This is a genomic window from Pontibacillus salipaludis, from assembly GCF_014642405.1.
GTDB classification, from domain to species: Bacteria; Bacillota; Bacilli; order Bacillales; family BH030062; genus Pontibacillus; species Pontibacillus salipaludis.
This window is the reverse complement of record NZ_BMIN01000010.1, coordinates 134,146-145,436: the sequence shown is the minus strand read 5'-3', so window position 1 is coordinate 145,436 and position 11,291 is coordinate 134,146. Positions and strand designations below refer to the sequence as shown.

7 protein-coding genes, 15 tRNA genes and 2 rRNA genes are annotated in these 11,291 nt (G+C 42.4%); 20 read left to right on the top strand and 4 right to left on the bottom strand.

The genetic code is table 11. The features are described from left to right. The 18 genes from IEW76_RS12510 to ilvD all read left to right on the top strand — a co-directional run. Nucleotides 1–132, top strand: a 23S ribosomal RNA gene (locus IEW76_RS12510); the annotation flags it as partial. Nucleotides 133–278: 146 nt separating this feature from the next. After that, a 5S ribosomal RNA gene (rrf, locus tag IEW76_RS12505) occupies nucleotides 279–394 on the top strand. Between the two features lie 50 nt (nucleotides 395–444). Then, nucleotides 445–519: transfer RNA gene (locus tag IEW76_RS12500), tRNA-Asn, on the top strand. Nucleotide 520: 1 nt separating this feature from the next. Continuing rightward, nucleotides 521–612 (top strand) — tRNA-Ser (locus tag IEW76_RS12495). A gap of 13 nt (nucleotides 613–625) precedes the next feature. Next, nucleotides 626–700: transfer RNA gene (locus IEW76_RS12490), tRNA-Glu, on the top strand. A gap of 11 nt (nucleotides 701–711) precedes the next feature. Further along, a tRNA-Val gene (locus IEW76_RS12485) sits at nucleotides 712–787 on the top strand. A gap of 72 nt (nucleotides 788–859) precedes the next feature. Then, nucleotides 860–936: transfer RNA gene (locus tag IEW76_RS12480), tRNA-Met, on the top strand. 72 nt (nucleotides 937–1,008) lie between these two features. Next, nucleotides 1,009–1,085: transfer RNA gene (locus tag IEW76_RS12475), tRNA-Asp, on the top strand. A gap of 45 nt (nucleotides 1,086–1,130) precedes the next feature. Next, nucleotides 1,131–1,206 (top strand) — tRNA-Phe (locus IEW76_RS12470). A gap of 8 nt (nucleotides 1,207–1,214) precedes the next feature. Next, nucleotides 1,215–1,287, top strand: a tRNA-Thr gene (locus IEW76_RS12465). Nucleotides 1,288–1,302: 15 nt separating this feature from the next. Beyond that, nucleotides 1,303–1,388 (top strand) — tRNA-Tyr (locus IEW76_RS12460). Between the two features lie 20 nt (nucleotides 1,389–1,408). Continuing rightward, nucleotides 1,409–1,482, top strand: a tRNA-Trp gene (locus IEW76_RS12455). Nucleotides 1,483–1,495: 13 nt separating this feature from the next. Beyond that, nucleotides 1,496–1,571, top strand: a tRNA-His gene (locus tag IEW76_RS12450). Nucleotides 1,572–1,578: 7 nt separating this feature from the next. Beyond that, nucleotides 1,579–1,653, top strand: a tRNA-Gln gene (locus IEW76_RS12445). Nucleotides 1,654–1,662: 9 nt separating this feature from the next. Next, nucleotides 1,663–1,737: transfer RNA gene (locus IEW76_RS12440), tRNA-Gly, on the top strand. Between the two features lie 9 nt (nucleotides 1,738–1,746). Continuing rightward, nucleotides 1,747–1,820: transfer RNA gene (locus IEW76_RS12435), tRNA-Cys, on the top strand. A 7-nt stretch (nucleotides 1,821–1,827) separates the two neighbouring features. Continuing rightward, nucleotides 1,828–1,909: transfer RNA gene (locus IEW76_RS12430), tRNA-Leu, on the top strand. 903 nt (nucleotides 1,910–2,812) lie between these two features. After that, entirely contained in the window at nucleotides 2,813–4,495 is a 1,683-nt protein-coding gene (ilvD, locus tag IEW76_RS12425) for a dihydroxy-acid dehydratase (RefSeq protein WP_188654309.1), read from the top strand. A gap of 254 nt (nucleotides 4,496–4,749) precedes the next feature. On the opposite strand, the gene IEW76_RS12420 is transcribed toward ilvD, so the two are convergent. From IEW76_RS12420 to IEW76_RS12405, 4 genes are all read right to left on the bottom strand, one after another. Then, nucleotides 4,750–5,640 (bottom strand): metal ABC transporter permease, encoded by an 891-nt coding sequence (locus tag IEW76_RS12420; RefSeq protein ID WP_188654307.1) that lies wholly within the window; start codon nucleotides 5,638–5,640, stop codon nucleotides 4,750–4,752. Further along, a complete protein-coding gene (locus IEW76_RS12415) occupies nucleotides 5,637–6,506 on the bottom strand; it encodes a metal ABC transporter permease (protein WP_188654305.1) in 870 nt (289 codons plus the stop codon). The genes IEW76_RS12420 and IEW76_RS12415 overlap by 4 nt, the downstream gene beginning before the upstream one ends. Before the next feature lie 3 nt (nucleotides 6,507–6,509). After that, a complete protein-coding gene (locus tag IEW76_RS12410) occupies nucleotides 6,510–7,259 on the bottom strand; it encodes a metal ABC transporter ATP-binding protein (protein ID WP_188654303.1) in 750 nt (249 codons plus the stop codon). Nucleotides 7,260–7,336: 77 nt separating this feature from the next. After that, on the bottom strand, nucleotides 7,337–8,254 hold the full coding sequence (locus tag IEW76_RS12405; protein ID WP_188654301.1) for a metal ABC transporter solute-binding protein, Zn/Mn family: 918 nt from the start codon (nucleotides 8,252–8,254) through the stop codon (nucleotides 7,337–7,339). 358 nt (nucleotides 8,255–8,612) lie between these two features. Here IEW76_RS12405 and IEW76_RS12400 point away from each other — a divergent pair, with 358 nt between their 5' ends. Both IEW76_RS12400 and argH read left to right on the top strand, forming a co-directional pair. Then, the gene (locus IEW76_RS12400) at nucleotides 8,613–9,818 is read left to right on the top strand and encodes an argininosuccinate synthase (RefSeq protein ID WP_188654299.1); all 1,206 of its coding nucleotides are present in this window, start codon (nucleotides 8,613–8,615) and stop codon (nucleotides 9,816–9,818) included. Between the two features lie 14 nt (nucleotides 9,819–9,832). Then, on the top strand, nucleotides 9,833–11,218 hold the full coding sequence (gene argH, locus IEW76_RS12395; protein WP_188654297.1) for an argininosuccinate lyase: 1,386 nt from the start codon (nucleotides 9,833–9,835) through the stop codon (nucleotides 11,216–11,218). The last annotated feature ends 73 nt before the right edge of the window (nucleotides 11,219–11,291 follow it).

Below are 11,291 nucleotides of genomic sequence, written 5' to 3'. Positions count from 1 at the left end.
CACTTCAAGATGAGATTTCCCATCACTTCGAGTGAGTAAGATTCCTTGTAGACGACAAGGTTGATAGGTCGGAGGTGGAAGCGTGGTGACACGTGCAGCTGACCGATACTAATAAATCGAGGGCTTATCTAACTAAAGTGAAAAACGGTTATGTCTTAATTCTTATCTAGTTTTGAAGGTACTTAGAAAAAAATCTAAAATACCTCTTGACTTTTCTTCTGAAACAAGATAAAATATAACTTGTCGTTGAAAAGACGAGGAAGAAATTCAATAAAGAGTCTGGCGGTTTTGGCGAAGAGGTCACACCTGTTCCCATGCCGAACACAGAAGTTAAGCTCTTCAGCGCCGATGGTAGTCGGGGTTTCACCCCCGCAAGAGTAGGACGCCGCCAGGCAAGTCACTTTATTGACTTTGATCAAAAGGCAAACGGTCTTTTGACATGATTCCAACGTAGCTCAGTGGTAGAGCTATCGGCTGTTAACCGATCGGTCGCAGGTTCGAATCCTGCCGTTGGAGCCATGGAGAGCTGTCCGAGTGGCCGAAGGAGCACGATTGGAAATCGTGTAGGCCCAAACACGGGTCTCGAGGGTTCGAATCCCTCGCTCTCCGCCACTAACTTTTCACTGGCCCGTTGGTCAAGTGGTTAAGACACCGCCCTTTCACGGCGGTAACACGGGTTCGAATCCCGTACGGGTCACCACTTAATATTATGGAGGATTAGCTCAGCTGGGAGAGCACCTGCCTTACAAGCAGGGGGTCGGTGGTTCGAGCCCGCCATCCTCCACCATTTTAAAAATGCAATGCACATGATCATTGCAAACATCATATAATTGAATATGCAATAAGTATTCAACATTATCGCGGGGTGGAGCAGTCTGGTAGCTCGTCGGGCTCATAACCCGAAGGTCGCAGGTTCAAATCCTGTCCCCGCAACCAAATTAAATTTGTACTACGTCGAAAAGACTTCTTCGAATTACAAATGATTGTGTACCTTTAGGTACAACCAATGGTCCGGTAGTTCAGTTGGTTAGAATGCCTGCCTGTCACGCAGGAGGTCGCGGGTTCGAGTCCCGTCCGGACCGCCACTTTTCAATTAAATAATTTTTTGTTACTGTAAAGTACATAAGACTGGCTCGGTAGCTCAGTCGGTAGAGCAACGGACTGAAAATCCGTGTGTCGGCGGTTCGATTCCGTCCCGAGCCACCATGTTTTGTGCAGGCCTAGCTCAATTGGTAGAGCAACTGACTTGTAATCAGTAGGTTGGGGGTTCAAGTCCTCTGGCCTGCATACTTTTAAAAACGTGGAGGGGTAGCGAAGTTGGCCAAACGCGGCGGACTGTAAATCCGCTCCCTCTGGGTTCGCAGGTTCGAGTCCTGCCCCCTCCACCATTATAATTACTACAGTAAGTAGGGGTATAGTTCAACGGTAGAACAGCGGTCTCCAAAACCGCCGATGTGGGTTCGATTCCTACTACCCCTGCCAATTTCATTTTATGGCGGATGTGGCGAAGTGGTTAACGCACCGGATTGTGGCTCCGGCATTCGTGGGTTCGATCCCCATCATTCGCCCCATAAATATTGGCCCATAGCCAAGCGGTAAGGCAACGGTTTTTGGTACCGTCATGCGCTGGTTCGAATCCAGCTGGGCCAGCCAAGAGTTTTCGCGGAAGTAGTTCAGTGGTAGAACACCACCTTGCCAAGGTGGGGGTCGCGGGTTCGAATCCCGTCTTCCGCTCCATTTTTATTTGGCGGCATAGCCAAGTGGTAAGGCAGAGGACTGCAACTCCTTTACCACCGGTTCGAATCCGGTTGCCGCCTCCATTCATATGCCGGTGTGGCGGAATTGGCAGACGCGCACGACTCAAAATCGTGTTCCTCACGGAGTGTCGGTTCGAGCCCGACCACCGGTATCGTAAAACTTAACATTGCAATGGAAATCGCTAACGAAAGCGATTTTTTTTATGTCTAATTAATAAGTTTGAGTTAGAAAATACTGTTTTATTTGTTTAGGACTCATAGGCACAGAATCATTTATAAATTTCTCTAATCTCCGTTATGTTAACGGGGATTTTTTTTATAGCTTTGTTAAAGTTTAATGTTGTTAACCTTTATTACAAGCTTGTTTAAGATGAGGGTAGTAATCTTGAAGACTCGAATTTGAGAGAATGAATGTTTCCGTTTGCTTCAATTGAGCATAAGGTGGGCTTGGAAACCACTCGCTTTCCTGTGGGGAGCTGGTGAGCCTCCTCAGCCTCCACGCCAGAACTAGACTTGGCTCTTCTGCCCACGAGAGTCTCGCAGTTTCCAGTCCCACCTTTACCATATATGGATAAGCGAAAACATGCCATGAAGGGTGAGATCAGACCACCTGCTGCTATCTGCGGGGCCGTTCACCTCTTTAAAGATAGGGCTTGCGGGTACTGCGAGACTCCCGAGGGGGGTGGCTTCCCAGCTCCCCGCAGGAAAGCGAGTTGTCCCTTGAGCAAGCCCAAGCACTCATAAACGTAACGGTCCCTTCCTGCTGAAATATCTCCACTTCCACTGTTCCATATAAAGGGGCTTATGTGGATCAAATGAAAATCAACAATAAACATTAACAGAACCATTTTAATAGAAAGACTCTAGTAATACACACAACAAAATGGCTAGAAGGTAATTTTTCTCCTGTCGTCCCCTACCTTGCATTTACTCTATACATAAAATGCTTTAATCACATATTAATAATTTACGAAATAAAAAAATTTTTCAGAAAAAACCATTGAAGATTAAAGTAAAGAGTCCTATAATTATGCGAAGGAAAAGGTGGGATTTTGATGACAAAAGATTTACGAATAAATAGTAAAGTGTTTAGTGAAAGTGCAATGAGAGCACCGAACCGTGCCATGCTTCGTGCTGTTGGTGTTACAGATGATGACTTTAAAAAGCCGATGATTGGTATTGCAAGTACATGGAGTGAAGTGACTCCATGTAATATACACCTAGATGATTTAGCCGTCCGTGCAAAGAAAGGTGCCCAAGAAGCAGGAGGGTTACCCTTAATCTTTAATACTATTACTGTATCGGATGGTATCTCTATGGGGACACAGGGAATGCGTTATTCATTACCAAGTAGAGATGTGATCGCTGACTCTATCGAAACGGTAGTAGGAGCTCAGAACTTGGATGGATTAGTTGCAATCGGAGCCTGTGATAAAAATATTCCAGGCTGTATGATTGCTATTGCCAATGCTGAGGTGCCATCTGTTTTTGTTTATGGAGGCACAATTGCTCCCGGGTCTCATAAAGGGAAAGATGTTGATATTGTTTCTGTCTTTGAAGGAGTCGGAAAATATAACCAGGGTGACATAGATGAAAATGAACTAAACGCAATTGAGTGTAGTGCATGTCCTGGTGCAGGAGCGTGTGGTGGTATGTACACTGCAAATACGATGGCATCTGCTGTTGAAGCTATGGGGATGAGTTTACCTGGAAGCTCCTCAAATCCTGCGGAATCTGATCTTAAAGCAAAAGATTGTGAGTCGGCTGGAGAAGCAGTGAGATACTTACTCGAGCATAATATTTACCCGAAAGATATCATGACTAAAGAGGCTTTTGAAAATGCGATTACAGTCGTTATGGCACTTGGTGGTTCTACAAATGCGATACTTCATTTGCTTTCTATGGCTCATGCCATTGAAGTGGATTTAACTATGGAAGACTTTAATCGAATTCAAGAAAAAACACCACATATTGCTGATTTGAAACCGAGCGGCAAATATGTGATGCAAGACCTGCATAAAGTTGGAGGAGTACAGGCAGTTATGAAGCTTCTTTATGACAATGACTATCTACACGGACACTGTTTAACTGTTTCAGGAAAGACAGTTGCAGAGAATTTAGAAGAAGCGCCAACTTTAGAAGAAGGACAAGATATTATAACGTCATTCAGTCATCCTAAGCGAAAAGATGGACCTTTGATCACCTTGAAAGGTAACTTAGCTCCAAGTGGTGCAGTAGCTAAAGTATCCGGTGTTAAGGTTGCGCGTCATACTGGACCAGCTCGTGTATTTAATACTGAAAAGGAAGCTACGGAAGCTATTCTGAATAATTCAATACAAGAAGGCGACGTATTAGTTATACGATATGTTGGTCCTAAAGGCGGGCCAGGTATGCCTGAAATGTTATCAATCTCTGCTCTATTGGTTGGAAAAGGCTTAGGGGAAAAGGTCGCCTTATTAACAGATGGTAGATTCTCTGGAGGAACCCATGGACTCGTGGTGGGTCATATCGCACCTGAAGCTCAAGTGGGAGGACCAATATCTCTATTAGAAGAAGGGGATCTTGTCACAATAGATTCAAACAAAAAAGAAATATTCATGGATGTAACAGAACAAGTACTAGAAAGTCGTCGTATGCATTGGGAAGCACCACCTCTTTACAAGAAGGGGATTTTGGGCAAATATGCTCATAATGTATCATGCTCTTCCAAAGGTGCTGTAACAGATTACAAAAATTAAACTCATATTGAAAAACTCCAGTTTACAGAAACTGGAGTTTTTTTATCCTAAACTTTAATCGCTATGGTTGCTGGAAGCCTAGAATACCTGTTGTTCTGACATCATCCCTGAGTGGCAAGTCGAAAGGAAACTTTAAAGGAATAAATAAAACGCTCAGAAGTAATTCTGAACGTTTCTGTTTGTTTATTAAGTTGTTTATATTGCTAGTAGCATTTTATTTTACTAACCGAGTAGGAAGCTGAAGACGTATACTCTTACGCGTTTAGTTGTTGCTTTTGCATTTGCTTTCTTCTATACCATTTAGCGAGCATGCCGTGTTTTGGACTAAGGAAGAAGGCAAGGGTAAAGAGAAGGCCTGTGGCTGTGGCCATGGCTCCTGAGATGGACACATCTACGAATAGAGCGAATGTATAACCGAGCAAGGATGATAGAGCGCCAATAAGAGCACTTAAAGCAATCATCCCACCAAAAGAATCTGTTAAAAGATAAGAAGTCGCTCCTGGAACGATTAACATCGCTACAACTAGAATGGCTCCTACGCTATCGAAGGAAGCAACTGTAGAGAACGAAACCATCGACATTAATACGTAATGGATTGCTACTACAGGAACGCCGATTGATATGGCCAACTGAGGATCAAATGTGCTGATTTTAAACTCTTTATAAAAGAGTAATATAATGGTTAGGTTTAAGATGAAAACAAATCCTAATAGCCAGACTGCTGTTGGTCCTAGGTTTACCCCGTTCCACGTCCAGGTATCCCATGGTACAAAAGCAATCTCTCCCATTAGAGCATGCTCAACATCAAGGTGGACACTATCTCCTATAAAAGATATGAGTACGACACCTAGAGCGAAAAGGGAGGTGAAAACGACTCCTATTGCTGCATCTGACTGAACCCCGCTTGAGTCTAGCAGTTGCACCATTAAAGCAGTGAGTATTCCCACAGTAGCAGCTCCAACAAGCATGGGTACTCCGTTTAAAGAGTGCGTCACAAGAAAAGCTCCTACAATTCCAAGAAGAACAGTGTGACTGATTGCATCTGCTAGCATCGACATTTTCCTAAGAACGAGAAGGGCTCCTGTCATACCGCATGTAATGCCAACTAATACTCCTGTAATGATAATCCATAAACTGTACGTCATGTTTGTCTCACCGCCTTTACAATGATTCCTTTACTAGCTCCAAATAGAAGGGAAAGGACAAAGATCAATGAGGCACACAAGACAATGAGTGGGCCTGTCGGAAGTCCTTCTCCTGCTGTACTTATTAGTGTACCGGTTACACCAGAGATGGCTCCAAATACACCTGCGATTACACCCATTCTCCCAAGTTGATCTGTCCAATAACGGGCAGCGAGGGGAGGGGTGATTAGAAGTGCTGCAATAAGAACTACTCCAACCATTTGAATTCCAACAACGACCACCCCTACCACGAGGGCCATGAGAACCAAATTAAATACGCTGACTGGTAAACCGATCCCACGAGCATAATTAGGATCAAATATTGAAATTTTAAATTCTTTGAAAAATAGTGATGAAAGAATAATGATTAAGAGAGAACCAACTGCAATGACTTGAATATCACTCTTAACCATTGCAGCCGCCTGACCAAAGATGAAATCTTCAAGCCCGCTTTGGTTTCCTTTTGCATGTTTCGTAATATAGGTTAGTAGCATAATCCCAAGCCCGAAAAAGACGGATAACACAACGCCGATTGACGCATCCGTTTTAATTCTAGAGTGCTTGACGATTGCCTGAATACAGTACGTCGCAATTAAACCTGTTGTCGCAGCTCCTATTAAAAAGAGAGGGATCGACTTAACCCCAAATAAGAGAAACGCTAAGCAGACACCTGGTAAAGTAGCGTGAGCCATGGCGTCTCCGATTAGACTTTGTTTTTTGAGGAGTACGAAGCTACCAATTAATCCACTGGCAAAACCGAGTAAGGAGGAACCTGCTAAGACCCACTGTGTGTTTGGGTTGGTTAAAAGGCTTAGTAATTCATTCATGAGTTACCCTCCTTGAGTGAGTATAGGACTGTTGCCTAAAAAGGATATGGCTCCTCCATAAGTCCGTTCTAAATTATCAAGTGTAAAGACACTCTCAGTTGGTCCATAGTCTACAGGTGTTTTGTTTAGTAATAGACAATGGTCAAAGTAGTCTTTTACTGTTTGTAGATCATGGTGGACGACAAGCACCGTTTTACCTTGTTCACGCCATTCTTGCAATAATTTCATAATCGCTTTCTCCGTTGCAGCGTCTACTCCTGCAAATGGTTCATCCATGAAATAGATTTGAGCATCTTGTGCTAATGCGCGAGCGAGGAAGACACGTTGTTGTTGTCCTCCTGAAAGCTGACTAATTTGTCTATTTGCAAATTCTTTCATACCGACTTTTTCAAGACACTCATAGGCGAATTGAATTTCCTTCTTATTCGGACGACGAATCCAGCCTATATGTCCATAGCGCCCCATTAGGACAACGTCTAGTGCGTTGGTTGGGAAATCCCAATCCACTTCACTTCTTTGAGGTACATATCCAATTAAATTTCGTTGTTTTTTATAAGGTTTGCCATAAACCACAATATCCCCAGATAAACGAGGGATCAGGTGTAGGATTGATTTAATTAAAGTCGATTTTCCAGCCCCGTTTGGGCCAATGATACCTGTAAGTGTTCCTTCCGGTATTGTGAAATTCACATTCTCAAGGACAGGTTGTCGTTCATAGGTTACAGCCAGATTCTGAATTTCAATAGCTTTCATATAAGAAACTCCTTTCTATTTGACTCCTATCTTTCGTAAAGCCATGAAGAGGGGACTTAATCCCCTCTAGCTTCTCATTACTTCAATGCATTAACGATTGTATCGATATTGTGTTTAAACATTCCAATATACGTTCCTTCTTCCGTATCAGCTGGACCCATTGCATCGGAATATAACTCTCCGCCGATTTTCAGCTGGTGCCCTTCAGCTTTGGCACCTTCAACTACAGCATTAATGGATCGCTCATTTACACTACTCTCAACAAATACAGCTTTAATATTACGTTCTGAGACCGTATCTATAATACGTTGGACATCTTTTAGCCCGTATTCAGATTCTGTACTCAACCCTTGAAGCCCCATAACCTCTAATCCATATGCTTTCCCGAAGTAATGGAAGGCGTCGTGTGCAGTGACAAGGACGCGGCTTTCTTCTGGAATTTGAGAAATTTGTTCTTTAGCATAAGTATGCGTATCGTCTAATTTTTGTTTATAGTTTTCGGCTTGTTTTTCATAGTATTCTTTGTTCTCAGGGTCTAAATCGCTCAAGCCTTTTGTAACTTCATCTACAGCGTACTTCCATAAGTTAATGTCAAACCAGACGTGCGGATCAGGAATATCAGGATTTTCTGGATCAGCATCAAGCATATCCTCAGGGATCGCTTCAGCTACAGCGTGTGTAGGTTTTTCAGAGCGCATCTTTTCAAACACATCATTCATTTGTCCTTCTAAGTGGTGACCATTGTAAAAGATCACATCAGCTTTTTGTAAATTATCAATATCACTAGTAGTTGCTTTGTATGTGTGAGGGTCCGTTCCTGGTCCCATTAAACTCTTCACATCAACGTGCTCACCGCCCACGTTTTCTACGATATCTCCAATTTGAGCGATGGTTGTAACCACCTTAACGTTTCCTTCTTTTCCTGTGTCGGCTTCAGCATTACACCCTACTAAAGCAACGATCGATAGTAATGCGATTGTAATTAATTTCTTCATGTTTCTTTTGTCCTCCCTTTTTGTACATGTTAATAAAAGTTTCCTATATGCAAAAAAATAATTAAAAAAATGACTTTTCCTTAGCTCTATAAAGATATGAGCTTAGATGAAAAGTGTGCGTGTTTTTATAAAATTTAACCGAAACAATAAAAGTTTCCTTAGTGCAAAATATATAGATAACTGAAAGAAATGTCAACAGTTGTGCGTGAAATAAAAAAGGTGGTTGGTTTATTATACGAAATAATGAATAAAATAAGTGTTTTTTAACCTTTTTATACATAATTGTTGAATAAGTATACTTTTAAAGTTATAATCATACATAATCTATAACATGAGAGCAGGGAAGGGGATTTTTAATATGGGTAAAACGTGTGTATTAGCTTATTCCGGAGGTTTAGATACTTCCGTTTCAGTTAAATGGCTTCAAGAGAAGTATGGGTATGATGTGATTGCGTTAGGGTTGAGTGTTGGTGAAGGGAAGGATATGGAATCCGTACGTCAGAAAGCACTTGATGTTGGAGCAGTGAAAGCGATTATGATTGATGCTAAAGAAGAACTAGCAGAAGAATTTCTATTGCCAGCACTAAAAGCAAATGCTTTATATGAAGGGAAGTATCCTTTATCTTCAGCGCTGTCTCGTCCGTTGATTGCTAAAAAGCTTGTAGAGGTAGCTCACCAGGAAGGGGCGGTCGCTGTAGCGCATGGTTGTACAGGTAAAGGAAATGATCAAGTCCGGTTTGAAGTAGCGATTCAAGGATTAGATCCTGATCTTGAAGTCATTGCACCTGTTCGGGAGTGGAAAATGACTCGTGATGAAGAGATTGCTTATGCGAAGGAAAAAGGGATTAACATACCGATTACAGATGAAAATCCGTTTTCGATTGACGCAAACATTTGGGGGCGCGCTTGTGAAGCAGGAGTTCTTGAAGATCCATGGCAGGAGGCACCAGAAGCAGCCTACGAATGGACAGCACCGATTCATCTTACTCCAGATGAGCCAGAGACGATCGTTATTTCTTTTGAAAAAGGGAAGCCTGTCGCATTAAACGGCAAATCAATGTCCCTTGTGGATATAATTGAAAAGCTAAATGTTCTTGGTGGCGAACATGGGATTGGGCGTATTGATCATGTTGAGAATCGCCTTGTGGGCATTAAATCACGCGAAGTATACGAGTGTCCGGCAGCGATGATGTTAATCCAGGCTCATAAAGAATTAGAGCACCTAACTCATACAAGAGATGTGGCTAAGTTTAAACCTCAAGCAGAGCAGCAGCTGTCAGAGCTTATTTATGAGGGATTATGGTATTCCCCACTACGTGAAGCGCTACTTGCCTTTCATGAAGAGACACAGGCTAATGTGACTGGAGAGGTTAAGGTGAAGTGCTTTAAAGGCCAAGCGACCGTTTTAGGTACTAGAGCAGATGTGAGTCTATATGATGAAGAATTAGCGACGTATTCAAAAGGGGATGCCTTTGATCACGATGCAGCGGTTGGTTTTATAAAACTGTGGGGGCTGCCTTCTAAAGTGTACGCTAAAAAACAGAAGACCAAAGTAAAGGTTTAAAGGAGGGGAGAATCATGTCATCAAAAGTTTGGGGAGGACGTTTCACAGCTAGCCCTAATCAACTCGTAGAAGAAATGAACGCTTCGATCTCTTTTGACCAGGCGTTGTTGGATGAGGATATAGAAGGCAGCATAGCGCATGTAGCTATGCTGGCTCGTTGCGGCATTGTAGAAGAAGCTGAAGCAGAGAAGCTTACTGAAGGACTAAAGAAGGTTCATGAAAAAGTAACATCAGGGGTAGCGACGCTTTCAGCCCAATATGAAGACATTCATATGAATGTGGAAATGTTGCTTCATGAAGAAGTAGGGGAACTGGCTGGGAAACTTCATACGGCACGTAGTCGTAATGATCAGGTTGCGACTGATATGCATTTATATCTTAAGAAGAAAGTTCATAACATCATTGGACTTTTAAAAGATGTGCAACACGTTTTATGTGACAAAGCTGAAGCTCACCTTGATACGATTGTGCCTGGCTATACTCACCTCCAACGTGCACAGCCGATTTCATTTGCTCATCATCTGTTAGCGTACTTCTGGATGTTTCAGCGGGACACAGGGAGATTAGAGGATAGTTTGAAGCGGATTGATGTTTCACCACTCGGTGCAGGAGCCATTGCTGGCACGACGTTCCCGATTGACAGAACGTTTACAGCAGAGCTCCTTGGTTTCGATGAAGTTTACCCAAATAGTATGGATGCTGTGAGTGATCGGGATTTCATAGTTGAATTTTTAAGCAATGCTTCGATGCTCATGATGCACATATCTCGTCTTAGTGAAGAGATGATCATTTGGTCAAGTGAAGAGTTTAAGTTTGTCGAATTTGATGATACTTTCTGTACAGGATCAAGTATGATGCCGCAGAAAAAGAATCCAGATATGCCTGAACTTCTAAGAGGGAAAACAGGGCGTGTATATGGACATTTGATGGGTCTGTTAACAACTCTAAAGGGATTGCCACTTACTTATAATAAAGATATGCAAGAAGATAAGGAAGGTATGTTTGATACGGTGGAAACCCTTGAGAAAAGTTTGGCCGTGCTGGCTCCTATGATTGAAAGCATGACGGTTAGAAGTGAACACATGTATGAATCGGTAAAACAGGATTACTCGAATGCAACCGACCTTGCTGATTACTTGGTTACAAAGGGAATGGCCTTTCGGAAGGCGCACGAAGTAACGGGTAAGATTGTACTGACGGCTATACAGGAAAAGAAGAATTTATTAGAAGTCAGTTTAGAAGAATACAAGTCTTATTCTTCTTCTATAGAGGCGGATATTTATAATTGCTTACGTCCTGAGAGCGTGGTAGCAGCACGTGATAGTTTAGGTGGAACAGCTCCAAATCAGGTGAAAAAACAACTAAATCATGCGAAATCTCTATTAAAGAGCAACTATTAGGTTTAATAGTTGCTCTTTTTGTATACACTATAAGAAAGATTCAAAGAATTCGAACTTCGCACAAATATTACGG

Coding starts and splice junctions, on each gene's coding strand:
- argH (WP_188654297.1), top strand. CDS start 9,833: ATGTCATCAAAAGTTTGGGGAGGACGTTTCACAGCTAGCCCTAATCAA.
- IEW76_RS12415 (WP_188654305.1), bottom strand. CDS start 6,506: ATGAATGAATTACTAAGCCTTTTAACCAACCCAAACACACAGTGGGTC.
- IEW76_RS12410 (WP_188654303.1), bottom strand. CDS start 7,259: ATGAAAGCTATTGAAATTCAGAATCTGGCTGTAACCTATGAACGACAA.
- IEW76_RS12405 (WP_188654301.1), bottom strand. CDS start 8,254: ATGAAGAAATTAATTACAATCGCATTACTATCGATCGTTGCTTTAGTA.
- ilvD (WP_188654309.1), top strand. CDS start 2,813: ATGACAAAAGATTTACGAATAAATAGTAAAGTGTTTAGTGAAAGTGCA.
- IEW76_RS12400 (WP_188654299.1), top strand. CDS start 8,613: ATGGGTAAAACGTGTGTATTAGCTTATTCCGGAGGTTTAGATACTTCC.
- IEW76_RS12420 (WP_188654307.1), bottom strand. CDS start 5,640: ATGACGTACAGTTTATGGATTATCATTACAGGAGTATTAGTTGGCATT.